This window comes from Leucobacter massiliensis (genome assembly GCF_002982315.1).
GTDB classification, from domain to species: domain Bacteria; phylum Actinomycetota; class Actinomycetes; order Actinomycetales; family Microbacteriaceae; genus Leucobacter; species Leucobacter massiliensis.
In genome coordinates, this window is sequence record NZ_MWZD01000017.1 from 556,271 (window position 1) to 580,594 (window position 24,324).

A 24,324-nucleotide genomic window follows, 5' to 3' on the forward strand; every position below is an offset into this window, starting at 1 on the left:
GCGCGCCGCTCCGCCAGACCGCGCACGGGAGCTTGTCGGAGGGCAGCGCTAAGCTGGGAACCGTGATCGATCCAGTACTGCTCCGCACCGATCCCGAGACGGTCAGGCGCTCCCAGCGGGCCCGCGGCAACGACGAGGGCGTGGTGGACGCGGCGCTCGCCGCCGACGCGGCCCGCCGTGCGGCCCTCGCCGAGTTCGAGTCCCTCCGCGCCGAGCAGAAGGAGTTCGGCGGGCGCGTGAAGGCCGCCTCGAAGGAGGAGAAGCCGGCGCTGATCGCGGAGGCGCAGCAGCTGGCCGCCTCGGTCAAGGCGGCGGAGGCGCGCGCCCGGGAGGCGGAAGCGGCCCTCGACGAGGTCGCGCAGCGCATCGAGAACGTCGTCATCGACGGGGTGCCCGTCGGGGGCGAGGAGAACTTCGTCACCCTCCGCGAGATCGGCGTGAAGCCCGAGTTCGACTTCGAGCCGCGAGATCACCTGGAGCTCGGCGAGATGCTCGGCGCGATCGACATGGAGCGGGGGGCGAAGGTCTCCGGCGCCCGCTTCTACTTCCTGCGGGGCGTCGGGGCGCGACTCGAACTCGCGCTCATGAACCTGGCCCTCGACCGCGCCCTGGCCCACGGCTTCACGCCCCTCATCACGCCCACCCTCGTGAAGCCCGAGATCATGCGGGGCACCGGCTTCCTCGGCGAACACGCCGACGAGGTCTACCACCTCCCCGAACAGGATCTCTTCCTCACGGGCACCAGCGAGGTCGCCCTCGCCGGATATCACGCAGACGAGATCATCGACCTCGCGGGAGGCCCCCTGCGCTACGCAGGCTGGTCGACCTGCTACCGGAGCGAAGCCGGCTCCCACGGGAAGGACACGCGCGGGATCCTGCGCGTGCACCAGTTCAACAAGCTCGAGATGTTCGTGTACACCACGCCCGAGGAGGCGGAGGCCGAGCACGAGCGCCTCGTCGGATGGCAGGAGGAGATGCTCGCTTCGCTGGGCCTCCACTACCGCGTGATCGACGTCGCCGCCGGCGACCTCGGATCCAGCGCCGCCCGCAAGTTCGACATCGAGGCCTGGGTGCCTACGCAGGGCACCTACCGGGAACTCACCTCCACCAGCAACTGCACCACCTTCCAGTCCCGGCGACTCGGCACCCGCTTCCGCACCGAGTCGGGCAAGACGACGCCGGTCGCCACCCTGAACGGCACGCTCGCGACGACCCGCTGGCTCGTCGCCATCCTCGAAACCCACCAGCGCGCCGACGGCAGCGTCGTGGTGCCCGAGGTCCTGCGCCCCTTCATGGGCGGGCTCGAGATCCTGAGCCCGGAGGCCTGAGGCGTGACGGAACTCCTCCCGGCCGAGCGCCGGCACCTGATCGCGCTCGACCTCGACGGGACCGTGCTGCACCACGGCTTCAGCGGGGCCGGCGACGACTACGAGTCCGGGCACATCGACCCCGAGCTGGGCGCCGCGATCCGGTCCCTGCACGAGGCCGGGCACGAGGTGGTCATCGCGACCGGCCGATCCGTCGACGCGACCCTGCCGATCGTCGAGCAGCTCGGGATCCGCCCCGAGTGGGTCGTCGCCGCCAACGGCGCCGTCACCCTGCGCCGCGACCCCCTCGCGCACCGCGGCTACCGACGCGAATACGTGGAAGCCTTCGACCCCAGCGACGCGCTCGTGAAGATCCGCACCCAGCTCGTCACCGCCCGCTTCGCGGTCGAGCTCGCCGACGGCGGCTTCCTCTACACGGAGCCGATCCCCGCCGGCACGCTGCCCGCGCGGCAGCGTCGCGTGCCCTTCGACGAACTGCTCGGCGTGCAGGCCTCCCGCGTGGTCGTCGTCTCGCCCGACCACCACTTCGAGGAATTCGTGAGCGTCGTCGAGAACCTCGGCCTCACCCACGTCTCCTACGCGGTCGGCAGCACCTCCTGGCTCGACATCGCACCCGACGGCGTCACGAAGGCCAGCGCGCTCGAGGTCATCGCCGAGAAGACCGGCGTCGACCGCTCCCGCGTCTTCGCCGCCGGCGACGGCCGCAACGACATCGACATGCTGCGCTGGGCCGCGCGACGCGGTGACGCCGTGGCCATGGGCCAGGCCACCCCCGATGTGCAGGCCGTCGCGAGCCGCGTCACCGGCACCATCGAGGAGGTCGGCCTGCTCACCGCGCTGCGCGAGCGCTTCGACTGGCTGTAGCTCCGCTGGGGGGGCTGGCGAGCCCCGGACGGCCCGCGACGAACCGCGGCTTTGCTAAGCTCGACGGCGGAGGGTTGTCCGAGCGGCCGAAGGAACTTGTCTTGAAAACAAGCAGGCGGTAACCCCGTCTCAGGGGTTCAAATCCCCTACCCTCCGCCACGAATGCCCGGTCAGAAGCTATTTCTGGTCGGGCATCGTTCTTCCTGCTCGAGCGCACTGAGTGGTGCCGTGGTACTCACGTGGTACTCGGGATACTGAATCGGGCTCATTGAGCTCATTGAGTCGCCGCGCTGCTGCCGCGCACTGGTGCATCTCGGATGTGCGCGCGTTTGCCGTCGAACGTCTGCTCTCGTCCTTGTGCGCGTTTGCTGCGCAACGTTGCGCGGTCCAGTGCCGGCGTACACTGGTGGGCGTAGGGCCTCCCCGTGAAAGCGCCGAAATAATGCGCCGGTTGAACTCGCGGGCTAGGGCACCGCACGGCGGGCCATGACAGGCAGTGCTCAGATCGTACAGCCCAGTCGTGGCTCTTGCTGTGTCTCGGGTCGACATGCGAAGGTGGTTCTAGGGGTCCCGCTGGGAGTGCGGAATAAGGCACCGACAGAAACCGGGGGACAGCCCCTACCGTCGAGGGCCGTTGCAGCCAGTTCACCATGGTCGAGAGACTGAGGACAGGCCAGCAGCGGCCCCTCGCTTGCGCTCTGTGCCCGTTTTCAGGCCAGACGCCGGTTGTGTTCGGCGGCGAGCGCGGCCATATTCTCAGACGTTGGCCAGAACCCGCCCGTGGGGTTCGCGTCTCGCGCGTAATCAGCGCATGCGTCGAGTAGTGGGCAGCCTGAACAGATCCGGGCGAGATGCCATGCCTCACCGGGCACGAGGGCGTCGAGGGTGAAGCGTCCGTCCTCGGCGCACTCTGGCACACTCGAGGCGAGCGCGGCGCGGAGGCGAGCCCACGGTGACCCATCACGAGAACGCGACGGTGGACGGCTTGGTGCGCTCGCCGCAGGGGTTGCCCCGACCACGGGCGACGCTCTACGAGACTTCGTACTTACGGAGAGCAGATTGACGGTCCGCGGCTCGGCGGTGGCTTCTCCGACTAGCTCAGGGTCGTGCCCACTTTCGAACCAGGCAAGCGGGTCGGCCTCGAACTCGGCTCTTGCCGCCCGACCCTCTGGGGTCTGATTGCGGTTGTCTTGCTCGCAGCGACGACGAAACTCGGCGAGCAAGATCTCGTGCGCGACAACACGCTCACCTTGCTGATTCCAGGTCATCGGCATGCCGGCCATGCGCCACTTGCGGATCGTCTGCGGGTGACGGTGCACGCGTTCTGCTTCTTGGTCGTAGGTGTAGAACTTCCGATTGGTGATCTGCCTCACGATCAGCCCTTTCCGCTCGCCCAGGATCGAGTGTAGACGCAGCAAAGCCCCGGCAGGCAGTAGTGCTCCACCAGGGCCTCGTGCGGTCAGAGAGAAGGCGATCCTCGTTAGCTCTGCTCCTCACCTCCGCCTACAGGCTGTGCGCGCAGTACGTCAGCGGCAGCGAGTAAGCCGGCTTCGAGGGACTGGATTAACGACACCGCGCCCTCTGTGTTCGGCTCGCGCTCAACAATTCGGGTGAGCTTATCGAACACGATCCCCGCCATCGTGATCACGTGCCGCGCTACCTCGATCGGTGGACGCTCGAGAGTGTGCTCCGAATAGGTGTTGTCGCGGCCACCGAACGAGTACACCGTGTATGGCTCGTCGAGCTTGTCGAACATCGCCTCAACCGCGAGCAGCATCCGCTCAGCGAGCTCCTGCCGTTTCGCGGCAAGATCGATCTGACGAGCAGCTACAGCCTTCGCGACCTGCGTCCGGTCGAAGGTGAGTCCGTCCTGCTTCGCCCACTTCGACACCGTCGACTGATGTACCCCGAGCGCGGACGCGATAGCCCGCGTAGACAGCCCTCGAGCATGCAGTTCGCGCAGGCGTGCGCGTTTGTTCGTCATCGTCTCCGTCATCCGAACCATCCCTCTCGTGCGGCTAGCTCTTCTGTCCAGTTGGGGATCATCCCGAGGTCGGCTGCGACTTGTCCTGCATCTGACAGCGCCTCGTATTCCGGTGTTCCTTGCTCGGGGCCTTCGTAGCAGCCATGTCGGTTGACTGAGCGGTAGAGGTTGGTGATGAGCGCAGAAGCCTGGCTCACGGTGAGGCGTGACCACTGCTCTATCTCGTGGAAGCTCGGCAGCTGGTTGTTGTTGTGAAGGTAGAGATCTTGGATGAGGTTCTGCTGTGCCTGCGTAGCTGCAATCTGTCGATTGGTTATCTCTGACGCGCGCGATCGGCTTGCCGGTTGCGCCTCATACTGGTTGTTCCTATTGGTAGTTTCACTGGTAGTTTCTACAGTCCCTGCAGCATCTGCCTCTAACCCTGCAGTTTCCTGCAGGGGGTTAGCGGCAGTATCTGCCTCTAACCCTGCGCTCACATTTCCGGTAGATGCGGCGCTGGTGGGCGTCAGCGTGTAGACGTTCGAGCGTCGCCCGCCTGCACCTTCACCGCCTCGATAGCGGCTACTCCGCAGAATGAGGCCCGCGGCCTCGAGGCTCTTCGTTGCATCGCGCGCTGCCCGCTCGCTCAGGCTTGCCTCTTGCGCCAGCAGCTTGATCCCTGGGTAGCATTCGCCGTTCTTGTCAGCGCGGGTCGCTAGCACGAGCAGCACCGCCTTCTCGGCGACCCGGAGGCCTGAGCGGCTGCGTGCCCACTCGACCCAGTAGAGCAGCGAGCCAGGCTTGCGTTCATGCTTCGTCACCGCCTGATCCTTCCTTGGCCTCGTGCAGTTCGATCTCTGCGGTGACCATGCGATCACGCATGAGCTCGCGGGCGGCGTCGAGATCGACCTCGCGCACGCTCATGAATACAGCGAACTGTGCGCGCGTGAGCGGGCTGCCGTCGGCCATGCGCACATGGTCGATCCCGCGCCCCTCGAGCGCCTCACGGACAGTGCGCATGTCGATGCGGGTGAGCAGCTCGACGGCTTTGGGGTTAGGCTGGTTGTGGATCTCGGAGGCCCCGCCATTGTGCGGGGTCTTCGCGTTCATCGGGCACCTGCCACAGCGAGCGGGGTGCCGACGGTTGCGAGACTCTCGGCGGTGACGCGAACACTCTTGCCGATCTTGCGTGCGTCGAGGTCGCCGCGACGGATCATTCGACGGATGGTGTCACGCGATACGGCGAGCGCCTGCGCGGCCTCGTCCATCGTCACATAGGACGGTACGGTACCGAGCGAGTGCGGTGCGATTGGGGTGGTCTGGGGAGACATGAAAAACGCCATTCTGTGGGTACGTCAAAATCGACCGCCACAGATTGGCGTCTGGATCCCCTGTCGGGGAACGCTGCCCATGATAGCAGAATGATGCAAGATCGGGCAGTGTATGCGCATTCTGGTTAGGCGCTGGGCGCCTCAACGATCCGAACCGGAGCGCTTGTCACCATGCTGATATCTTCCTGGCGCTCTGTCTCCGTGCCACTGCGAAGCGCGTTCGCTTCGATCGCGGCCTGCCAGTAGCGCTCAAGTGCAGCGTCCACGCGTTCGCCTTCTCTGCCTCGCCGCTTTGCCGTACATCGTGGGCAAGCGAACGTGGCGGTCACGTGTCGCGTGGGGTCGGGTGCTACTGTTGGCGGTGTCCCATTGCCGCTCAGGTAGTCGGGATCGCCGAACAGTTCGTTGCTGCGTTTCCGTTGCTGCTTTTCTGCCGTAGCCGCGGCCCGCTCGGCTGCCAGTCGAGCCTTCACGTCGTCTTGGTTCACGGGGCGTCCGGTCTGGCCATCGATGCCCACTATTTGGCCGCCCACACTCTCGTCGGGGAACAGCACCCATGTGCGCCAGGCCCCCAACTGATACAAGTCGGCATGGCCTACCGTCGCAGCGGGGTGAGGATGCCGTGAGGATCCTTCGCATGAGAGGTAGATCCTGCTGCCCCTTGGCCGGCCGTTCTCGCGCGCTCCTGCGGTGACTGGTGCGGTGCCATAGACGCCGTCTTCCCGCCATCGGCCTGCATCTCGAGCTTCCGCCTCTCGGAGCCATTCTTCGAAGTGGTTCTGCATGCCTCGCCTCCCGCATCTCTCTTCTCGAGGCGAACGCGACAGCGAATGTGTCGCGCTCGCCGCAGAGTCACTGCTGCTCGTCTCGTGTGGTCACTACCGTAGACCGAACCCACCGATCGACGTCGCCCTGCTCGTAGATAACGACCTTCGGAGTGGGCTTGTGATATCTCGGCCCCCGACCTTACGCGCGAAGCTCCTCAACGTTCCGCCACCTGAACAGGTGACAGCCAGACTGGTTCGGGGGTGTGTTTCTCGTTCATGCCACGTGTTCGCTCATGCGGCGCTGACGGCGTGGGGCGCGTTGTTGAGGCGGTCGCATTCGGCTTGCATCCACGCGTAGTCGTTCGCGAGATCCTGGATCATGCGCAGCCCCGCAGGCCCCTCGGGAACATCAGCCCTCATGGACGCGCCGGCAGCCCACTTGCCGTCGTAGCGGTAACCGGTGACGAGGTAATCGCCGGTGTCGATACCCTCGAGCTCACACCCGAGGAACTGCTCACCGCCGACCCACTCGTGCCACAGTTTTACACAGCCGGACTCGTGGCACTCGCGCAACTCGTTGCAGTGGTCGCCGTCGCGCACTTCCCACCACTTCCGACAGATCCAGTTGCCGTCCTCGCGGAGCCGCCACATATCGCCATTGAACAGCCCTGCCTTCGCCTCTTGGATCAGCCGGTGCGCCTTCTTGAGGTCGTCCGAGGACGCGCCGGAGTGCAGGTGCACGTTGAAATGGCGCTTCTCTGATGGGCTGGCAACGATCGCGAACGCCAGCCGGAACACGGTACCGGTAGTATCCGCTTCCTGCCTCACCGGCCTCTCGGGATGGAACGTGTAGACGATCGGGAGATCTGCGAGGTTCGCAGCCGCCCAGGTCGCCGATTCGGGAGTGATTTCGCGGGACGGCGTGAACTGCAGGAGATCCACGTCGGGCACGGCACTGGTGGTTGCGAGGGTGCTACTCATCGAGCCACCTCCTCGCGCGCTGAACGGCGCTCTGCGGCCATTTCACGGGTGTGGGTGTCGAGCAGTGCCGTTCCCGCGGTTGCGGCCGCCGTGGGGGCTGCGGCGAGCGCTCGCGCCTCTCTCAGGAAGAGTGGCGTGGGGTTCAGGCCGGGCATCTCGAGCGTGACGCAGTCCACGAACAGATCGTCGACGGTGGCGCCTTCCCAGAACGTGGCGCTCGACTCGACACAGACGGTTCCCTGCTCAGTGTCGAGTTGGTGCGACGTGTCGAACTCCGCGGTCGGGTGGGTAGGGTTGTGCATGATGCGATCCTCCTGTGATCGTGTCCACGCCCCCGGCCTGCTCCAACAGGCGCGGGGGTCTCGCCTTCTTCGGCGTGAGTCGAGCATGCCACAGATCAGTCATGATGTCGAGCGCTCGCATAATAATGGTATGTCTTGTAGCCTGATCGAGTGGCGAAACAGACAGCACTAGAACGACTCGAGCAACTCGGTAAACAGCGTCGCGAACATCAGGCGGCACTCGATGCGCTCGCCCTACCGCTCAAGGTCGCGATCCTTGATGCGCTCGCCGCAGGTGCCAGCGCTACCGAGGTCGCGGAGATCACTGGCCTGCATCGGTCGAGGGTCTATCAAATCCGCGACGGGAAGCGTTGAGGCAGATGACTGCAGTAGGCGAAGCGCTGGCGGCCAATGCATTGGACAGCCGCGAGCTAGCGACGCTGACCATTCTTGGCTTGATAGCTTTTCTCGCTTTGCGGAAACCGGCAACCAGGCGGACGCTCAAGAGAGAACTTAAGAATCTTGCAATTCAGCTTGCCAGCCCAAAGCTCTGGATCCCTTTCGCGATCTACTTTCTATGGGTATTCGGATGTATTTATTTTGCGAGTCGAATTGGGCTCTGGGGATGGGCTCTCACAAAGGACACGATCCTAGTTGTCTTTGGTGTAGGTCTGGTCCTGTTTGCAAAAGCGACAGAGCAAAAGAACGGCCGCGAACTCTTCAAGAGTGTTTACCGTGAAGCCATTGGAGTTTCGGCGCTACTCGTCTTCTACCTGAACCTCGCACCGCTTCCCTATCTAGCGGAGCTACCTCTACAGGTTGTGATAATCGTGCTCGTGTTCGCAGATGCCCAGGATGACGGACGGAAGTGGCCTCGGGGCATGTTGGTGCTGGCAGGGTTGGGGCTTCTGGCGTGGACCTCGTTCCAAGTCGTTGAAAGCTGGGCAACCCTGAACCACGTCGAACTGCTCATGAGATTTGCTCTCTCGATCTGGCTTCCTCTGGCACTATTTCCGCTGCTGTATCCATTCGCATTCTTCGCCGCGATGGAGAGCGCAGCGGTACGCACAAGCTTCGGTGGAGAACCCTGGACGAGGCGCTCCCGACTGGCGTTCTTTCTCGGGCTAAGGGGTTCTCTTCACCTGGCCGCCTCGTTTAACGGGCGCTATCGAGCAATTCGTGACGCCAAGACTTTTCGAGAAGGCCGCGCCTACATGAAATACTTCCGGTCGGATGTCGAGGAGCGTGAAACCCTGCGCGAAAGACAGCGGCACACTCTTGATGTCTGGACCAACAAGGGCGGTACCGATAAGTGGGGTGCTCAACTTGATCGTAGAGAATTTGATGGCACCAAACGGGCACTTCGCTTTATTCAGGCTTCCCAGATGGGGTGGTTTGAACGGCAAGCGAATCAGTTTTGGGGTCCGGAGAAGGCAGAGCTAATTATCCAGCCCACCGCGCGCTTTGAGCTTCCTCCAAACCATGGAATTCATGTGGAGGTCACGGACGACCGCAAGGTCTGGCGCGCTTGGCGCAGGCTGCCAAGTGGCTGGATACTTGGCATAGGCGGTCAGCACAGAACTGACACCCAGTACTACTCTGCATCAGCTTCTCCGAACACGTGGCCCGGAGCGGACGACTGGATAAGCGAATTGGAGCTAGACCTGCCGCCAGATTGGGCTCAGGATGATAGCGTCTACCCGGCCTGACTTGTGCAGAGTAAACTGTGCTTGCCAACAAACGAGAGAAGCGGCTGGGCTGCCCGGACTTTCGTCTAGTGAACCGCCTGCCGCTTCTGACTACAGGGTGCCGCCTCAGATTCATCGCTTTGGTTTGGGGCCTGCTTCTCGATATGCCTCGGTCGCCCGCTAGTTGCGCTTAGCTCTTGGCACACCGTGGGGGAGCAGTATCCTGCGCAAGGGCGTCTATGAGGCATTTGCGGTAGGTGTCGGCATTCTGATGACTTCCCGGTAGGTTGTGAGCATTGATCAGTCAGAGAGGTTCTCATGCTCAAAGATTTTGTCTATTTCGACGAAGAGATGGTGTTGAAGTTTGCTTCTCAGCTTGATGGAGGGCAGCGCACACGCTCGACTGAACGGCAATCTAAAGGGCGTCGAGGCAGGCTTTCGGCCTCGCTTAAGGGTGTGGGAGTAGAGGGGTCGAGAGAGTCTTCCGAGGGCGTTGAGGTGGAGTTTTCCGACGATCCTTATGCGGCATTCGACCGTCTCGTCGCAGCAGGTTCAGATCGTGCAGATGAACTTTCTTGGGTCGAAGTGAACGACCCTGCAGTTGACCTCAAAGGTGTAGGCCGCGGATTCACAGTGCTTGGCGAGGCTGATTTTGCTGTTACCCCTTTCAGTAGGGTTCTAGGTAGCAAGGAGCAGTTGCGCGGGCTTGCTCAGCTGTCGACGTTGATGTCTAGTTTCGGGCCACTAATGGGCCAGGAACTAACCTCATCGTCTATAGACCCAGTGCAGGTGGAGGGCGTCAGCAGACTCGCTGATTCGATGGGCGATCAAATCAGTGTTACTGGTTTTTTCGCTGACAGTGATTGGTCAGTAGCTGGGACTTTGAGTAGTGACGTAAATATCGAGGATGTTGATGGCCCACTCGAGTTCGTAGGGAAGATCGTCGAAGTAATCCCTGAAGGCACCCACAAATCGCTGATGGCCTTGCCAGGGCTCTCTCTTCTTAGCCGTGAACAGCGGCGAAAAATGCAGAACGCTCCCAAAGAGGGCGACGAAGAGAACTGGATCAGTGGCCCTGCAATAGTTCTCAAGTTCCTCGCCATCTATCGTTAGAATGCCAGCGAATAGAGCTCGTGCAGCCATTGCGCGATCGTTAATCGCCTAGCGCGGAATCCCTCGAGCCTCGCGATAGTCAAAGTTGCCTCTTCCCAGATATCGTCATGTTTCATGAACGCTGGTGAAATCGTGATCGCGGCTGTCGGTGCACTAGGCGGCGTCGGAGGAGCACTCTTCGCGTGGGTGCAAGCCAAGGCAGCAGTCGGTAGTCGCGATGACGCTAAGGCAGCGCAGGAAGATGCCGAGCTTGCACAGCGACGGGCAGAGGCGGCTCGCGACGAAGCTCTCGAGCTTGCGCGGAAAGCCACGGCAGCAGCCGAACGTCAGGCGGCAGCTCAAGAGGAAGCGAACCGCCTCGAGATCGAAGCCCGCACCCCTCCAGCGTGGAGCGGCCCCGAATACGTGAGCGAGAAAGTGCGTGCGATGGTCAATACCTCCGGCGCGTCCATCGAAGTCATTTCCATCGAGGTCGTCCCTGAAACAGTGGGAGGATTCGTGCAGGTTCAGGACGGACAAGCCCCTCCCTACGAAGTGCCCGAAGGTGGATCGCTACGGTACTACCAGATTCGAGCGTACGGACCTGGGGCCGATCTAATCGCCGTGCAGTGGCGTAACGTAGGCACCACCGAGTCCCGGGAACTGCGAATCCCTTTGATCTAGTCGCTGGCGAATTGCTAGAGGCACCTTGCGCTCGCCGCAGTTCAGCCGAGTTCGTGCACCCGCGCTGCGTTCTCGAACGGTGTGAACCACGACCTGTCCCGGCCCATAAGCCGCTGACGGTACGCCCACGCCAACAAATCCGGCAGCCCCAGCAGAGGCTCCGCAGACGGGCGAGCATGATGCTCCGTTACGTCACGAGGCAGCCGGCCCGCACGCCGCAGATCGCCGAACGTGAACCGGTCACGCCGGTTGTACTCCGCCTCACGGTGCTGGTCGAACACGAACAAGCCCACGCCATCCTCAGCATGCAGCAGCGGGGCGATGTGCTCGATGCAGCGACGCCGCGCAGCATGCCCAAGCGAATCACCCGGCGCGATCGGTGCGGACACCACGAGATCCAGACCGTCGTTCTCCCTTGCGGCGAGCGCGATCCCACCTCGCAGCGTCACCACCTCGCGACTATGGAACATCGGGGCAGCATGCATCGGCTCGCCGTCGTAGTGCGCAGTGAGAGCCTCACGAGTCTCCACGAGCCTGTCGCGCGACACAACGGCGGTAGCGAGCACGTAGAACGTCCGGTCACCCTCGACCTCGTAAGACTCGTCCAGGAACGCCACAGGGGCGCTGGTGGCGCGGTAGAGGCGCTGTAGCTCCGGGCCCATTCTTCTCCTGAACATAGTGCGACCCCCAGGACGCTCTAGGCGATTTCCTGGGGGTCATGGCTCCTCACCGGCGGGGCCTTACGGCCTGGCGGGCTACCCGAGCTGCACCAACAGCATAACACCGCTGAGAGTCAGAGGGAACCGTTGGGAGTCTGAGGATGACGAGCCCGCAGCGCCCGCCGCAAAGCCTCGCCTGTCATAGGTGACATGTACGTGACCATAGGTGCCGTGTACGAGAATGCATCACCTATGATGCGTCGCGCTTCGCCCGCTGCTCGTCGAGCGACACCGGCAGTGGGGGAGCCGTAGGCGGCTTCGGAAGCTGCGCAGCGAGCGCAGCATCACGCCCCGTCGTGTGCTGGTAGAGCGCGGCCGCGGCCTGCGTCGAGTGCCCTCCTCGAGCCTGCAGCTCACGCACTGTCGCGCCGGTCTGCCCGTACATGGTGAGAGCAAGCCCCCGAAGGTCGTGCAGGCGCACCACAACGTCCTTCCCGATGCCGGCGTACTCGCGAGCCTTGCGCCACGGATGATCAATCGCAGCGTTCGTAAGATACTCATCCTGCTCAGCAGAGAACAGCAGTGACGTGGGGAACTTCCCCACGTGCGACTCGAGGTGCGCGTCGATCGTTGGCGTCATCCATGCAGGCAGGGGAGTCGTCCGATTCCCGGCCTCCGACTTCGGCGGGACGACATGCCACTCGCCCTTGACTCGCACCGCCTGCCGGGCCACCGACACCACGTAGTAGTCCCGCGCCCGATCGTCAGCGTCAGGCGTGATCTTCGTAAGGTCGCAGCGTCGGAGCGCACGCACCTCACTCTTACGAGGGCCACCGTAGGCGGCGAGCCACGGCCACAGGGCGAGCTTCGGCCTGTTCGTGTCGAACCACTGCACGATCAGAGCGAACTCCTCGAGCGTAGGGATCCGAGTCTTCCGTCCAGTCTTCGAACGCGTGAGCTCAGCCGCTACCGGGTTCTTCTCCACCAGATCATCCCGCTTGGCCTGCTCGAACACCGCATGCATGAAGGATGCCTCACGAGCAGCCGACGTCGCAGTGACTTCCGCTCGCTTCGAGTGCCACGCCCGAACCATGGCAGGGGTGATCGCATCGAGGCGCTCGCCGCAGAACTCAGCAAGGGACTTCTCGAGATACCACTCGTTCAGCGACTTCGTGGTGGCGGCTCGAGCCTTGCCGTGCCTGTCGCGTTTCTGCTCGATGTAGGTGCGAGCGTACGGGCCAAACGTCTCGTGCTGCACGTGCTTCGGGTTCTTCCACTTGCCGCGCTGAATGTCGGCGCGCGTGCCCGCGAGGAATGCGCGGGCATCTCCCTTGGCGTCGAACGTCGTCGGTGCATTGAACCGCTCGCCCTGATGGGTGTAGCGGGCACGGTAGCGGCCTGAGGGGAGCTCGTCGATGATTCCCCAGCTTTCACGGGATGCTTTGCGCGCCATGTTCGGGGCCTCCGGTTGTGGTACTCGCGTGGTACTCAGACACCCGAGACGGGGTCGTGGTACTTCCGTGGTACTCAGTATGCCACCTCGTGCATGCTCGCGCCATGTACTGCAGATCCGCATGATTACAACGGCAATGAGCCAAGTGGCCTCGATCCCATACGATGCAAGGGGAGTCGAATGGATGCTGAAATCTGTCTTGAAAACAAGCAGGCGGTAACCCCGTCTCAGGGGTTCAAATCCCCTACCCTCCGCTCCAGACCCCGCTGCATGGCAGCGGGGTCTTCCGCTACGGGCAGGGGCTCATCGAGAACCCCTCACTGGCGCCGAGGGCGGCGCCAGCGGCGTGCGCGCGCAACGCGATGCGTTGCCCCAAGCGCGCGGCCGGGGTTCAAATCCCCTACCCTCCGCTCCAGACCCCGCTGCATGGCAGCGGGGTCTTCCGCCACGGGCGGGGGCTCATCGAGAACCCCTCGACCGGGCGCGAGGGCGCCTTCGCGCACTACTCGTCGAGGATGATCTCGCTGGCGCGGAGCGCGCGACGCTCCGCCTCTTCGAGCTCGAGCACGGTGCCGTCCGTGCCGAGCCAGTACCAGGCACTCAGATCCGGTCCCGGCGCGTCGCGGCGGGTCAGCGTGTAGAGGACCCCGTCCACGTCTTTGGTGTTCATGCTCCGAATCCTAGACGCTTCTCCGGCCCCGCGAGAAACACGGACCCGGCATCGTCCGGTCAGACGCTCGCGGGCTCGGGATCCCGGACCGCTTCCGCCACCGCCGTCGCCACGGCGCCGCGACCAGATCCTCGCGGCACCGAATTCCCCCGGTACGCAAGGTAGCTGCGCTGGATCTCGATCTTGTCGGCGATGAACTTCGCATCGTGCCAGACGCCCCAGATGAAGGAGGACCCCCGGTGCGACTGCCACGGCAGCCCCAGGAAGTAGACGCCGGGCTCGGCGGAGACGCCGCGCTCGTGCCGGGGCAGGCCGCGCTCGTCGAGCGCCCCCGCCGGCAGCCAGCCATAGTCGGCGCGGAAGCCGGTGGCCCACACGATCGAGGTGACTCCCGCGGCGGCGAGGTCGAGCTCCAGCAGCGGCTCGGTGGCGCACTCCGGGAGCGGGCCGAGCTCCCGGGCGGCGGGCTCCTCGGGAAGGTCGATGCCGGTGCGCGCCACGTAGGCGTCGGCCTCATCGAGGATCGACAGGTAGTTCGCATCCCCGCGACGGATGTTGTCGGCCAAGTCGGCGCCGAAGCGCATGACGCCGTTCTCGCAGGAACTGGCGCGCCCCACGAGCGTGATGCCGGCTGCGGCGAGCTCGCGGAAGTCGATGGTGCGTCCCCCATTCGCCCCGCTCACCGCAATGGTGACGTGTTCCGCGCCCGCCGCGGGCGTCGACTTCTCCCACAGCCCGAGCGTGCCCAGCCACCACACGAAGCTCCGGTTCCGGTAGCGCTGCGGCGGGCGGTCGTGCGGGCCGACGGCGAGGAAGACCTCGCGGCCGGAGGCGCGCAGTTCCTGCGCGATCTGGACGCCGGAGGAGCCGGCGCCGACCACGAGCACCGCGCCGGCCGGCAGCTGCCGCGGATTGCGGTACTCGCTCGAGTGGATCTGCACGACGCCCGCGCCCTCGGCGACCAGGGGAGGGATCGACGGCAGCTGGAAGGCGCCGGTCGCGGCGATCACGTAGCGCGCTTCGAAGGTGCCTGCGGTGGTCTCCGCGGTGAAGCCGCCGCGGCCCTCGGTGCGGCGCACGGAGAGCACCTCGACGCCCGTGCGGATGGGCAGCCCGAACTTCTCCGCGTAGGCCTCGAAGTATGCGGCGACCCGCTCCTTCGGGGCGAACTCGTCGGGATCGACGTCGTCGAAGGTGAGGCCGGGGAAGCGGTCGTGCCAGGCGGGCCCGTTGGCGACGAGCGAGTCCCAGCGGGCGGTGCGCCAGCGCTCCGCGATGCGGTCGCGTTCGAGGACGACGTGGGGGATCCCGCGGGCGCTCAAATGCTCGCTCGCGGCGATACCGGCCTGACCGCCGCCGACGACGAGGACCTCGGTGACCTCGGCAGGTGCTCGCTCCGACATGTTCTTCTCCGCTCGTATCGCTGGTCGCAGTCCCGGGAACGACCCTGTGCGCGCCGAGGATGCGTGCGGCGGGCGGTGAGTGATCGACCGGGCAGGACCAGCCAAGCGCAGCGGGTCCCGAGAGCACCAATAGTGATTCGAGGTCCCCTGAATCTGATTTTCAGATGGAGGTGCGTGGCTGATATCTGATCAGCGTATTATGGTGCGGTCTGGGCCTCCGCGATCAGCTCCCGCAGCTCACGCTCGACGGCGCTCGCACGCGCGGTGGGGTGCGCCTGTCGTAACCGTGAGACCGCGATCCGCAGGCTCGGCACCGGGTCGGTGATCTCGAGCGCGACGGCTTGCTCCCCGGTGTAGGTGTCCTCGATGCGCGGCCGCTGATTCAGCAGCGAGTACCCGAGCCCCGTGGCCACCATCGATCGCACCGTCTCGTAGCTCGAACTGCGATACCTCAGCCGCGGAGTCACGCCGAGCTGGCGGAGGATCCCGAGGAAGTAGTCCCGGCTGCTCGGCAGATCGAGCAGCACGAAGGAGTCGTCGGCGAGTTCGAGCAGTGAGGCGCGCCCCCGTCCGGCGAGGGGGTGATCCGCGTGAACGAGCGCGTGCGGAGGGAACTCGCCGACCACGCGGTGCTCGATTCCCTCCTCTTCCGTGAAGACGTAGTTGATCGCGACCTCCGCTCGGCCTCCGCGCAGCGCCGCGACCGTGCCCTCGTGGTCACTCTCGATCGTCGCCACCTCGAGCTCCGGGTGACGCCGCTGCAGTCGCCCGAGCAGCAGCGGCAGCACGAAGGGGGCGAGGGTGCTGAAGCAGGCCACGGTGATCGTGCCCCGCACCTCCTCCTGATCCGCGCGGATCGACTCGACCGTGTCGTTGAGGGCGTCGAAGATCCCGCGGGCGTCCCGCAGCAGCGTCTCCCCGGCGCTCGTGAGGATGAGCCCCTTCGAGTGCTGGCGGATGAACAGCGCCGATCCGAGCGCGCGCTCGAGGTGCGTGATCGCCGTCGACACGGCGGACTGGGCGACGTGCAGCTCCTGGCTCGCCGCGGTCATGTTGAGCGTCCGGGCGCACTCGACGAAGTAGCTCAGCTGCGTGAGCGTGAACGGGAATCGGTCGGCCACGTCTCCCTCTCGCGCGCTGCTCTCCATGTCTATCTGAATTTCAGATTGACTGCGTAACTTTTGTCTATTTTACAGATAATTTCTGGTTCTCGACAATGGCTGAGAAGCACCCGCCACCGCCCCACTCGACGAGGAGGACCCCGTGACTGAGACCACCCACGTGCGGCTGAGGAAGTTCAACACCCGGGAGACCTACCCCGAGCAGAACCTCGACAACGACCTCTGCCAGGCGGTCGTGGCGGGCGGTGTCGTCTACCTCAGGGGTCAGATCGGCCAAGACCTCGACACGCGCGAATCCGTGGGCATCGGCGACGTCACCGCGCAGACCGAACAGGCGATGGCGAACATCAAGATGCTGCTCGAAGAGGCCGGCAGCGGCCTCGAGGACATCGTGAAGGTGACCATCTACATCGTCGACCCCCGGTACCGCGAAGACGTGTACCGCACGGTCGGTACATGGCTGAAAGGCGTCTACCCGGTCTCCACCGGGATCGTGGTACAGGCGCTCGCCCGGCCCGAATGGCTCGTCGAGATCGACGCCACGGCCGTGATCAGCGAGCGCTGAGGCGGCGGGCGTGACCTTCTCACTGATCCTGCGCGATCCGGAGACCGGCGAGTTCGGATCCGCAATTTCATCCTCCTCGCCAGCCGTCGCCGCGCGCTGCGTCAACCTTGCCGATGGCGTCGGCGGGGCCCACTCGCAGAACGTGACCGATCCGCGCCTCGGCGTCCAGCTGCTCGACGAGCTGCGGCGTAGGCGCAGCTCCCAGGAGGCGCTCGACGCGGTCGTCGCCGCCGCGGACCCCGAGACGATCGGCTACCGGCAGCTGCTCGTGCTCGACACGTCCGGGCGCGCCGCAGCATACTCGGGTGAACGGGCACTCGGCACCTTCGGAGCGTGCAGCCGCGAGAACGCGGTGGCGGGCGGCAACATGCTCGCCGGCCTGGACGTGCTCGACGCGCTCGTCGACACGGCCCTGACCGCGACCGGACGCATCGAGGAGCGGCTGATCGCCGCCCTCCGAGCCGCGATGGCGGCCGGCGGAGAAGCCGGCCCGGTGCACTCCGCCGGTATCGCGGTCGTCTCGGACGCCGGCTGGCGCGTCACCGATCTGCGCGTCGACTGGGACGAGGACGATCCGATCGGGCGCCTCGGGGCAGCATTGCGCCAGTGGCTGCCGCAGCGCGACGACTACGTCCGCCGCGGGCACACACCCTCCGCCGCGCCCTCCTACGGGGTGCCGGGCGATGAGTGACGAGCTGAAGCTGCGCATCGCCGCCCGGCGGGAGTCGATCGACGCCGAGCTCATCGGCCTCTCCGAAGCGCTGCACGCCGACCCCGAACTGGGCTGGGAAGAGCACCGCTCCTCCGCGCGCGTGGCCGGTCTGCTCGCGCGGCACGGCTTCGCCGTCGAGCAGCCCTACCTCGGCCTCGCCACCGCCTTCCGCGCGGTCTTCGGCGGCGGCCTCGCAGCACCGGAGCCGCGGTTCACCGTCGGCTTCCTCGCCGAGTACGACGCGCTGCCCGGGCTCGGCCACGCCTGCGGGCACAACCTCATCGCCGCCATGAGCGCGGGGGCGGCGATCGCGCTCGCAACCGTCGCCGCGGACCTCGGGATCGTCGTCGAAGTGATCGGCACACCCGCCGAGGAGGGCTACGGGGGCAAGATCGAGCTGCTGGAGCGCGGCGCCTTCGCCGAATTGGACTTCGCGCTGATGGCGCACCCAGCCCCGGTCGACGTCGCAGAGGCGGAGCCCTTCGCCGTGGCGCACTGGCACATCCGCTACGACGGCCGCGCCGCCCACGCCGCCGCGTACCCCGAGCGCGGCGTCAACGCCAACGACGCGTTCCTCATCGCGCAGACCGCGATCGCGCTCCTGCGGCAGCAGCTCCCGCCCAGCGCGCGCGTGCACGGCGTGCAGACGCGCGGCGGTGAGGCCCCCAACGCGATCCCCGAACGCACCGAGGGCCGCTGGTACGTGCGCGCCGAAACCACCCTGGAGCTGCTCGCCCTCGAGAAGCGGGTGCTCGCCTGCTTCGAGGCGGGGGCACTCGCCAGCGGCGCCCGGCTCACGGTCACCCCCGAGGGTGGTCGCTACGCCGAGATGCGCAGCGACCGCGAAGCGCAGGAGCTGTACCGCAGCAATGCGCTCGCACTCGGCCGCGACTTCACCGCGGACCCTGGCGCGGCCGCCATGAACCGTGCCTCGACCGATATGGGCAACGTCTCCCAGCTCGTCGACGCCATTCACCCCTACATCGGGGTCGGCGGCGAGGCGAGCAACCACCAGCCCGGCTTCGCCCAGGCCTGCGTCGGCCCCGCGGCCGAGCAAGCCCTCCGCGATGGCGCGACCGCCCTGGCCTGGACCGCGCTCGACGTGGCCATCCGCCGCTCCAGAACCTGACCCCGCCCCCCCCCCCCCGCCCCCCCCCCCCCCCCCCCCCCCCCCCCCCCCCCCCCCCGCCCCCCCCCGCCCCCCCCCCCCCCCGCCCCTCACCCCCAATGTCGACCACCCCGCCCGTCCGCGAGATCGCCGATCTCGTCGACAAGAAGAGCTTGCGCAAAAGCGTCGTCGCCGGATCGATCGGTGTCCTGGTGCACTGGTTCGACTGGGCTGTGTACGCCTACCTCGCGGGCACTCTTGCCTCCGTGTTCTTCCCGGAGGAGAATGCGACCGCCGGGCTCCTCGCCACCTTCGCCGTCTTCGCGGTGTCGTTCCTGGTGCGTCCTCTGGGCGCGGTCATCTTCGGCCGCCTCGGAGACCGGCTGGGGCGCAAGCAGACCCTCTCCCTCGTGATCCTCGCGATGGCACTGGCGACGCTGGTGCTCGGACTGCTGCCCGGCTACGACACGATCGGCCTCCTCGCGCCCATCCTGCTGATCCTCACGCGCATCGTCCAGGGGCTCGCCGCGGGAGGCGAGTTCGGCAGCGCCGCCGCGTTCCTCGGCGAGTTCTCACCGGCGAAGCGCCGGGGCTTTGGCGTCAGCTGGCTCGAGTTCGGCAGTCTCCTCGGCTTCCTGCTCGCCTCCTTCGTCGTGTTCCTGCTCAACGTCGCCTTCGACGAGCAGCAGATCGTCGACTGGGCGTGGCGCATCCCCTTCCTCATCACCGTCCCGCTCGGATTCATCGGGCTCTACATCCGCAGGAAGATCGAGGACACACCGGAGTTCGAGCAGCTCCAGAAGCTTGAGACCGTGTCGCACGCGCCCGTCAAGGAGGTCTTCCAGCGCAACCGGCGGGAGTTCATCCAGACCTGCGGCATGGAGATCTTCATGAACGTCACCTTCTACGTCGTACTGGTGTACCTGCTGACCTACCAGGAGGTGTACATCGGCTTCGATGCGGGACGTGCGGCGTTGCTGTCGACGCTCGCCTCCGCGCTCGGCCTGATCGTCGTACCGCTCGCGGGCATCGCCTCGGATCGCTTCGGGCGGAAGCCGGTGCTGCTCACCGCCGCGATCGGCCAGACGCTGCTGTCGGTGCCGCTCTTCATGCTGATGGGCCGCGGCGATGACGTCTCGGCGTTCGTCTCGACGCTCGGCCTCGCCCTGATCCTCGCGATCGTGCTCGGCACCCACGCCGTCACCGTCGTCGAGCTGTTCCCGACGCGGACCCGGCAGACCGGGCTCTCCATCGCCTACGCGGTCACGGCGGCCCTGTTCGCCGGGACCGCGCCCTATGTGCTGACCTGGCTGCTCGACGCGACCGGCAACATGCTGGTGCCCGGCTGGTTCCTGCTCGGCGTCGGCGTGGTCGGGATCGTGACCGTGGTGAGCCTGCCCGAGACCCGGGGCATCCCGCTCATCAAGGCCCAGGACCTCGAGACCGCGACGGTGGAGATCCCCGAGGATCTGCGCGCGGCCGGCCGGCCGTGACGCCCTACTTCGCGTCCCCGGCGGCCGAGGCCCGCTGCGAGAAGTAGACGGGGATCAGCGAGAGCAGGATCATCACCGTCGCGACGACGTTGACCTGGTTCACCTCGTTGGGGCGCGCCATCTGGTTCATGATCCACAGCGGCAGCGTCTCGACCCCGGGCGGGGCCGTGAAGATCGTCACCACGATCTCGTCGAAGGAGAGCGCGAAGGCGAGCAGCCCGCCGGCGATGAAGGCACTGCGGAACTGCGGGAAGGTGACGAGCCGGAACGTTTGCGCGATCCCGGCGCCCAGGTCCATCGACGCCTCCTCGAGGTTCGGGTTCATGCGCCGCAATCGCGCGATGACGTTGTTGAACACCATCACCACGCAGAAGGTGGCGTGCGCGATGATCATGCCCCAGTAGCCGACGCTGATCCCCATCGGCTTCAGCACCTGCGTGAAGGTGTTCGAGAGCGCCACGCCGGTGACGATGCCCGGCAGCGTGATCGGCAGCACGATGAGCAGGTTCACGGTGTGCTGGCCGAAGAAGCGGAACCGCTGGAGTGCGAAGGCGGCGAGCGTGCCGAGGATCAGCGCGAAGACGGTGGCGACCGAGGCCACGACGACCGAGTTGAGCAGCGCGGCGTGCACGGCGGGGTTCACGAGCGCCTTGCCCCACCACTCCAGCGAGAAGCCGGGGATCGGCCAGCCCGCCACCCGGCCGGCGTTGAAGGAGTTCATGACGATCACGAACAGCGGGATGTACATGAAGGCGAGCACCACGACGGTGATGAGGGCCAGCGCGATCTTGGTGCCGCGGGTCAGGCGAAGCATGTCGGTTCTCCTCGGATCCGGGTGCGGGGGCTAGAGGTTGTTGAGCGCGCCGGTGCGGCGGACCGCGGCGAGGTAGATCACCACGAGCACGATCGGGACCACGGAGAACGCGGCGGCCAGCGGCGGGTTCAGGTTGATGTTCTGGGAGATGATGCTGCCGATCATCTGCGTGTTCGAGCCGCCGACGTACATCGCCGCGATGAAGTCGCCGAGGCTGAGCGAGAAGGTGAACACGGAGCCGGCGATCAGCGAGGGCAGCAGCAGCGGCGCGACCACCGTGCGAATGGTGCGGGCGCCGCCGGCACCGAGGTCGGAGGAGGCGTCGAAGAGGTTGTCGGGGATCTGCGCGACGGCGGCGTAGACCGGGATCGCCATGTAGGGGAACCACAGGTAGACGAGCGTCAGGATCGTCGCCAGCACACCGAAGCCGGGGCCGCTGATCCCGAACATCGAGAGCGACCAGTTGAAGAAGCCCTCCTCGGTCCAGACCAGGCGCATGCCGATGATCTTGACGAGGTAGCCGGCCCATAGCGGCAGGGTGACGAGCACGGCGAGCACGGCGCGCAGGCCGGGGCGGGCGACCTTCGCCATGAAGACGGCGAGCGGGATCGAGAAGACCGCGCAGATCGCCGTCACGGCGAGCGCGATGCCGAGGGTGCGCAGCGCCGTGCCCGCGAAGGCCGGCACGGTGAGGATCTGCTCGAAGTTGTCGAGCGTGAAGCCGGGCTTCACCCGCGAGGTGAAGGGGTCGGTCGTCCAGAACGCCGTGATCAGCATGAGGGCGAGCGAGAAGATGTAGACGCCGATCAGCCACGCCATCGGGAGGGTGAGCAGGGCGGCGAGACGCCCGCGCGGGTGGCGGTAGAGCGCGGTCGAGATCGGCTTCGGCCGGCGTTCGAGAACGGTCTGGGTGCTCACGGTGCTTCCTTGCTGCTGCGGGCGCCGGTGGAGCGGGCGCCGGGGGCGCTGCGCCGGCCGCGCGGGGATCGCGGACGGCCGGCGCAGCGGGCCGAGGGGGCTCTCAGCCCTTCACGGTCGCCCAGGCTGCGGTCCAGTCCTGGTAGTTGGTGCACTGCACATCGGTGCGGCCGTCGAGGCACTGGTCGATGGGCGTGGTCCAGAACCACACCTGCTTGTAGTAGTCCTCGTCGGTGGCGTTGTAGTAGTCGCAGTGCTCCTTCGCCTCGTCGCTCATCTCGCAGAACGCGCCGTTGGCGGGCGCCATGCCGAAGCCCATGGCGATCTGGCCGTTCACCTCGGGCGAGCTGGTGTAGTCCATCCAGGCGTAGGCGCAGTTGGGGTGCTCGGCATCGGCCGCGAGCATCCAGGCGTCGGACCAGCCGGTCGAGCCCTCCTCGGGCAGCACGCTCTTGAACTTCTCGTCGCCGGTGGCCTTGCGCAGCACCTCCCAGGAGGTGCCGACCACCGAGTTGCCGCCCGTGAAGGAGCTGATGTTGGTGGTCGGGTTCCAGTACTCCGAGACCATGCCGTTCTGCTGCTTCAGCAGATCGACGGCCGCCTGCAGCTGGGTCTCGTCGAGGGCGTAGGGGTTCTCGATCCCGAGATCGGGCTGGGTCGCCATCAGGTAGATGGCGGCGTCCGCGATGTAGATCGGGCTGTCGTAGGCGGCGATCTTCCCGGCGTAGGGGCTGTCGGCCTCCCACACCACGTCCCAGCTGGTGGGGTCCTCGGTGACGACGTCGCTGTTGTACTGCAGGATGTTCGCGCCGCGGCCGATCGGGATGCCGTAGACGTTGCCGTTGAGCGTGTCGTAGAGCTGGCCCTTCATGCCCTCGACGATGTCATCGCCGAAGTTGGGGATCAGCTCCGTGTTGAGCGGCTGCACATTGCCGTCGACGATGAGCCGCAGGCTCGCGTCGCCGGAGGCGGAGACGAGGTCGTATTCGCCGGTGCGCATGAGCTGCACCGCCTCGTCGCTCGTTGCGAAGATCTTGCGGTTCACGGTGCAGCCGGTCTCGGCGGTGAACTGCTCGGCCCAGGCGGGCTCGACGAAGCCCGACCAGGCGAGGATGTTGACCTCGTTCTCGTTCTCGCCGAGCTCTTCCATCATGGGGATCTCGGGCACGTCGATCTGCAGGCCGCCGGCTGCCTCGCCGTCGCCGCCGTCGCTGCTCGCGCAGCCGGAGAGGGCCAGCCCGAGCGCGGCGAGCGCCGCTGCGGGGGCGAGTAGGTGCTTCTTCATCAGTACTCCTTCGTAGTGCGGGTGTGGACTGGTGTCGGGGTTCAGCCCCGCTCGCCGCCGACGGCGATGGCGTGGTCGCGCGCGAATCGGACGCTCACCGCGTCGCCGCGGCGCACGCTCGGCTCGGTGCGCGGCGTCTGCGTGTTCTGCTTCTCGGAGATGAAGCGGGTGCCGCCCTCGGTCTCGATGAGGTAGCGGGTGCGCGCACCGGCGTAGACGGCCTCGATGACGCTGCCGGCGATGGCGACGGTGCCGCCGTCGAGCGGTGCGCTCGGATCGGCGAGGTGCACCCGCTCGGGGCGGACGCTGTGGGGCTCGGAACTGCCGAGCAGGCGGCCGGCCGCTTCGCCGCTGAGCAGATTGGTGATGCCGAGGAAGCGTGCGACGAACTCGGTGTCGGGGAACTCGTACACCTCGCGCGGGGTGCCCACCTGCTCGATCTTCCCGTCGTTGAACACGGCGACGCGGTCGGAGAGGGTGAGCGCCTCCTCCTGGTCGTGCGTGACGAAGACGAAGGTGATGCCGACCTCGCGCTGGATCTGCTTCAGCTCGAACTGCATCTGCTCGCGCAGCTGCTTGTCGAGGGCGCCGAGCGGCTCGTCGAGCAGCAGCACCTTCGGCCGGAGGATCAGGGCGCGGGCGAGGGCGATGCGCTGCCGCTGGCCACCGGAGAGCTGCGAGGGGCGCCGCTCGGCCGCGTGCGCGAGCTGCACCTGCTCCAGGGCCTCGGCGACGAGCCTGGCGCGTTCCGCCTTGCCCACGCCGCGCACCTTGAGGCCGTAGGCGACGTTCTCGGCGATGCTCAGGTGGGGGAAGAGCGCGTAGTCCTGGAACACGGTGTTGACCTGGCGGTCGAAGGGGGCGGCGCGGGTGACGTCCTGGCCGTGGAGGAGGATCCGGCCGGCGGTCGGCTCCTCGAAGCCGGCGATCATGCGGAGCACCGTGGTCTTGCCCGAGCCGGAGGGTCCGAGCATCGAGAAGAACTCGCCGGCCCGGATGTCGATGTCGAGATCCTTCACCGCGACGAGATCGCCGAACTGCTTGTGGACCCCCTGCACCGAGACGGCGATGTCGCCCGGTGCGGAGGGGGGAGTGGTGTCGTGCATGGTGCGGATGCTCCTCAACGTCGTTGTCGGACCGATGG

The 24,324-nt window shown here is 66.2% G+C and carries 27 protein-coding genes and 1 tRNA gene; 11 read left to right on the forward strand and 17 right to left on the reverse strand.

Annotation, left to right across the window (positions count from 1 at the left end):
- Positions 1-62: 62 nt before the first annotated feature.
- The 3 genes from serS (at position 63) to B4915_RS09435 (ending at position 2,351) form a co-directional block, all read left to right on the forward strand.
- Positions 63-1,328 (forward strand): serine--tRNA ligase, encoded by a 1,266-nt coding sequence (serS, locus tag B4915_RS09425; RefSeq protein ID WP_105805524.1) that lies wholly within the window; start codon positions 63-65, stop codon positions 1,326-1,328.
- Between the two features lie 3 nt (positions 1,329-1,331).
- Positions 1,332-2,192, forward strand: a complete 861-nt coding sequence (locus tag B4915_RS09430; protein ID WP_105805525.1) for an HAD family hydrolase — start codon at positions 1,332-1,334, stop codon at positions 2,190-2,192.
- Between the two features lie 68 nt (positions 2,193-2,260).
- A tRNA-Ser gene (locus B4915_RS09435) sits at positions 2,261-2,351 on the forward strand.
- A 551-nt stretch (positions 2,352-2,902) separates the two neighbouring features.
- Here B4915_RS09435 and B4915_RS14470 read toward each other — a convergent pair.
- The 8 genes from B4915_RS14470 to B4915_RS09465 all read right to left on the reverse strand — a co-directional run bounded on the left by B4915_RS14470 (position 2,903) and on the right by B4915_RS09465 (position 7,536).
- Positions 2,903-3,565 carry a hypothetical protein gene (locus B4915_RS14470; protein ID WP_146120064.1) on the reverse strand — a complete coding sequence of 221 codons (663 nt, stop codon included), beginning with the start codon at positions 3,563-3,565 and terminating at the stop codon, positions 2,903-2,905.
- Between the two features lie 107 nt (positions 3,566-3,672).
- Positions 3,673-4,188 carry a helix-turn-helix domain-containing protein gene (locus tag B4915_RS09440; protein ID WP_105805526.1) on the reverse strand — a complete coding sequence of 172 codons (516 nt, stop codon included), beginning with the start codon at positions 4,186-4,188 and terminating at the stop codon, positions 3,673-3,675.
- Positions 4,185-4,976, reverse strand: coding sequence for a helix-turn-helix domain-containing protein (locus B4915_RS09445; protein ID WP_181158525.1), 792 nt, complete (start codon positions 4,974-4,976; stop codon positions 4,185-4,187). Before B4915_RS09445 ends, B4915_RS09440 begins: the two co-directional genes overlap by 4 nt.
- Positions 4,963-5,265, reverse strand: a complete 303-nt coding sequence (locus B4915_RS09450; RefSeq protein ID WP_105805528.1) for a hypothetical protein — start codon at positions 5,263-5,265, stop codon at positions 4,963-4,965. The genes B4915_RS09445 and B4915_RS09450 overlap by 14 nt, the downstream gene beginning before the upstream one ends.
- Positions 5,262-5,486 (reverse strand): helix-turn-helix domain-containing protein, encoded by a 225-nt coding sequence (locus B4915_RS09455; protein ID WP_181158526.1) that lies wholly within the window; start codon positions 5,484-5,486, stop codon positions 5,262-5,264. The genes B4915_RS09450 and B4915_RS09455 overlap by 4 nt, the downstream gene beginning before the upstream one ends.
- Positions 5,487-5,611: 125 nt before the next feature.
- Positions 5,612-6,271 (reverse strand): hypothetical protein, encoded by a 660-nt coding sequence (locus tag B4915_RS14475; protein ID WP_146120066.1) that lies wholly within the window; start codon positions 6,269-6,271, stop codon positions 5,612-5,614.
- Between the two features lie 273 nt (positions 6,272-6,544).
- Positions 6,545-7,234 (reverse strand): hypothetical protein, encoded by a 690-nt coding sequence (locus tag B4915_RS09460; protein ID WP_105805530.1) that lies wholly within the window; start codon positions 7,232-7,234, stop codon positions 6,545-6,547.
- Positions 7,231-7,536, reverse strand: a complete 306-nt coding sequence (locus B4915_RS09465; RefSeq protein WP_105805531.1) for a hypothetical protein — start codon at positions 7,534-7,536, stop codon at positions 7,231-7,233. Before B4915_RS09465 ends, B4915_RS09460 begins: the two co-directional genes overlap by 4 nt.
- A 150-nt stretch (positions 7,537-7,686) precedes the next feature.
- Here B4915_RS09465 and B4915_RS14480 point away from each other — a divergent pair, with 150 nt between their 5' ends.
- The 4 genes from B4915_RS14480 (at position 7,687) to B4915_RS14495 (ending at position 10,979) form a co-directional block, all read left to right on the forward strand.
- Positions 7,687-7,890, forward strand: a complete 204-nt coding sequence (locus B4915_RS14480) for a helix-turn-helix domain-containing protein (RefSeq protein WP_146120067.1) — start codon at positions 7,687-7,689, stop codon at positions 7,888-7,890.
- Positions 7,891-7,895: 5 nt separating this feature from the next.
- Positions 7,896-9,224: a hypothetical protein gene (locus B4915_RS14485; protein ID WP_146120068.1), complete on the forward strand. Its 1,329-nt coding sequence runs from the start codon at positions 7,896-7,898 to the stop codon at positions 9,222-9,224.
- A 297-nt stretch (positions 9,225-9,521) separates the two neighbouring features.
- On the forward strand, positions 9,522-10,316 hold the full coding sequence (locus B4915_RS14490; RefSeq protein WP_146120069.1) for a DUF6414 family protein: 795 nt from the start codon (positions 9,522-9,524) through the stop codon (positions 10,314-10,316).
- Between the two features lie 114 nt (positions 10,317-10,430).
- Positions 10,431-10,979 (forward strand): hypothetical protein, encoded by a 549-nt coding sequence (locus B4915_RS14495; protein ID WP_146120070.1) that lies wholly within the window; start codon positions 10,431-10,433, stop codon positions 10,977-10,979.
- Positions 10,980-11,020: 41 nt separating this feature from the next.
- On the opposite strand, the gene B4915_RS09475 is transcribed toward B4915_RS14495, so the two are convergent.
- The 5 genes from B4915_RS09475 to B4915_RS09490 form a co-directional block, all read right to left on the reverse strand.
- Entirely contained in the window at positions 11,021-11,596 is a 576-nt protein-coding gene (locus tag B4915_RS09475; RefSeq protein WP_146120071.1) for a DUF3800 domain-containing protein, read from the reverse strand.
- Positions 11,597-11,888: 292 nt separating this feature from the next.
- Positions 11,889-13,091, reverse strand: a complete 1,203-nt coding sequence (locus B4915_RS09480) for a tyrosine-type recombinase/integrase (protein WP_181158527.1) — start codon at positions 13,089-13,091, stop codon at positions 11,889-11,891.
- A gap of 502 nt (positions 13,092-13,593) precedes the next feature.
- Positions 13,594-13,761, reverse strand: a complete 168-nt coding sequence (locus tag B4915_RS14705) for a hypothetical protein (protein WP_181158528.1) — start codon at positions 13,759-13,761, stop codon at positions 13,594-13,596.
- 59 nt (positions 13,762-13,820) lie between these two features.
- Positions 13,821-15,164 carry a flavin-containing monooxygenase gene (locus B4915_RS09485; RefSeq protein ID WP_105805535.1) on the reverse strand — a complete coding sequence of 448 codons (1,344 nt, stop codon included), beginning with the start codon at positions 15,162-15,164 and terminating at the stop codon, positions 13,821-13,823.
- Between the two features lie 197 nt (positions 15,165-15,361).
- Entirely contained in the window at positions 15,362-16,285 is a 924-nt protein-coding gene (locus B4915_RS09490; RefSeq protein ID WP_105805814.1) for a LysR substrate-binding domain-containing protein, read from the reverse strand.
- A 142-nt stretch (positions 16,286-16,427) separates the two neighbouring features.
- Here B4915_RS09490 and B4915_RS09495 point away from each other — a divergent pair, with 142 nt between their 5' ends.
- The 4 genes from B4915_RS09495 to B4915_RS09510 all read left to right on the forward strand — a co-directional run bounded on the left by B4915_RS09495 (position 16,428) and on the right by B4915_RS09510 (position 20,163).
- Positions 16,428-16,850: a RidA family protein gene (locus B4915_RS09495; RefSeq protein WP_105805536.1), complete on the forward strand. Its 423-nt coding sequence runs from the start codon at positions 16,428-16,430 to the stop codon at positions 16,848-16,850.
- A gap of 10 nt (positions 16,851-16,860) precedes the next feature.
- Entirely contained in the window at positions 16,861-17,541 is a 681-nt protein-coding gene (locus B4915_RS09500) for a DUF1028 domain-containing protein (RefSeq protein ID WP_105805537.1), read from the forward strand.
- Positions 17,534-18,691 (forward strand): M20 family metallopeptidase, encoded by a 1,158-nt coding sequence (locus B4915_RS09505; RefSeq protein WP_105805538.1) that lies wholly within the window; start codon positions 17,534-17,536, stop codon positions 18,689-18,691. The genes B4915_RS09500 and B4915_RS09505 overlap by 8 nt, the downstream gene beginning before the upstream one ends.
- 98 nt (positions 18,692-18,789) lie before the next feature.
- Positions 18,790-20,163, forward strand: coding sequence for an MFS transporter (locus tag B4915_RS09510; protein WP_105805539.1), 1,374 nt, complete (start codon positions 18,790-18,792; stop codon positions 20,161-20,163).
- 4 nt (positions 20,164-20,167) lie between these two features.
- Here the strand turns inward: B4915_RS09510 and B4915_RS09515 are convergent, their stop codons facing one another.
- The 4 genes from B4915_RS09515 to B4915_RS09530 form a co-directional block, all read right to left on the reverse strand.
- A complete protein-coding gene (locus tag B4915_RS09515; protein WP_105805540.1) occupies positions 20,168-20,977 on the reverse strand; it encodes an ABC transporter permease in 810 nt (269 codons plus the stop codon).
- Between the two features lie 30 nt (positions 20,978-21,007).
- Positions 21,008-21,895 (reverse strand): ABC transporter permease, encoded by an 888-nt coding sequence (locus B4915_RS09520; RefSeq protein WP_105805541.1) that lies wholly within the window; start codon positions 21,893-21,895, stop codon positions 21,008-21,010.
- A 103-nt stretch (positions 21,896-21,998) separates the two neighbouring features.
- Positions 21,999-23,180 (reverse strand): extracellular solute-binding protein, encoded by a 1,182-nt coding sequence (locus B4915_RS09525; protein WP_105805542.1) that lies wholly within the window; start codon positions 23,178-23,180, stop codon positions 21,999-22,001.
- A gap of 41 nt (positions 23,181-23,221) precedes the next feature.
- Positions 23,222-24,286, reverse strand: a complete 1,065-nt coding sequence (locus B4915_RS09530) for an ABC transporter ATP-binding protein (RefSeq protein WP_105805543.1) — start codon at positions 24,284-24,286, stop codon at positions 23,222-23,224.
- Positions 24,287-24,324: the final 38 nt, after the last annotated feature.

Excerpts from the sequence above, each read along its gene's own strand:
- B4915_RS09440 (WP_105805526.1), bottom strand. The coding sequence starts at position 4,188 with ATGACGGAGACGATGACGAACAAACGCGCACGCCTGCGCGAACTGCAT.
- B4915_RS09450 (WP_105805528.1), bottom strand. The coding sequence starts at position 5,265 with ATGAACGCGAAGACCCCGCACAATGGCGGGGCCTCCGAGATCCACAAC.
- B4915_RS09455 (WP_181158526.1), bottom strand. The coding sequence starts at position 5,486 with ATGTCTCCCCAGACCACCCCAATCGCACCGCACTCGCTCGGTACCGTA.
- B4915_RS14475 (WP_146120066.1), bottom strand. The coding sequence starts at position 6,271 with ATGCAGAACCACTTCGAAGAATGGCTCCGAGAGGCGGAAGCTCGAGAT.
- B4915_RS09460 (WP_105805530.1), bottom strand. The coding sequence starts at position 7,234 with ATGAGTAGCACCCTCGCAACCACCAGTGCCGTGCCCGACGTGGATCTC.
- B4915_RS09465 (WP_105805531.1), bottom strand. The coding sequence starts at position 7,536 with ATGCACAACCCTACCCACCCGACCGCGGAGTTCGACACGTCGCACCAA.
- B4915_RS14485 (WP_146120068.1), top strand. The coding sequence starts at position 7,896 with ATGACTGCAGTAGGCGAAGCGCTGGCGGCCAATGCATTGGACAGCCGC.
- B4915_RS14490 (WP_146120069.1), top strand. The coding sequence starts at position 9,522 with ATGCTCAAAGATTTTGTCTATTTCGACGAAGAGATGGTGTTGAAGTTT.
- B4915_RS14495 (WP_146120070.1), top strand. The coding sequence starts at position 10,431 with ATGAACGCTGGTGAAATCGTGATCGCGGCTGTCGGTGCACTAGGCGGC.
- B4915_RS09480 (WP_181158527.1), bottom strand. The coding sequence starts at position 13,091 with ATGGCGCGCAAAGCATCCCGTGAAAGCTGGGGAATCATCGACGAGCTC.
- B4915_RS14705 (WP_181158528.1), bottom strand. The coding sequence starts at position 13,761 with ATGAACACCAAAGACGTGGACGGGGTCCTCTACACGCTGACCCGCCGC.
- B4915_RS09485 (WP_105805535.1), bottom strand. The coding sequence starts at position 15,164 with ATGTCGGAGCGAGCACCTGCCGAGGTCACCGAGGTCCTCGTCGTCGGC.
- B4915_RS09505 (WP_105805538.1), top strand. The coding sequence starts at position 17,534 with ATGAGTGACGAGCTGAAGCTGCGCATCGCCGCCCGGCGGGAGTCGATC.
- B4915_RS09510 (WP_105805539.1), top strand. The coding sequence starts at position 18,790 with ATGTCGACCACCCCGCCCGTCCGCGAGATCGCCGATCTCGTCGACAAG.
- B4915_RS09515 (WP_105805540.1), bottom strand. The coding sequence starts at position 20,977 with ATGCTTCGCCTGACCCGCGGCACCAAGATCGCGCTGGCCCTCATCACC.
- B4915_RS09525 (WP_105805542.1), bottom strand. The coding sequence starts at position 23,180 with ATGAAGAAGCACCTACTCGCCCCCGCAGCGGCGCTCGCCGCGCTCGGG.
- B4915_RS09530 (WP_105805543.1), bottom strand. The coding sequence starts at position 24,286 with ATGCACGACACCACTCCCCCCTCCGCACCGGGCGACATCGCCGTCTCG.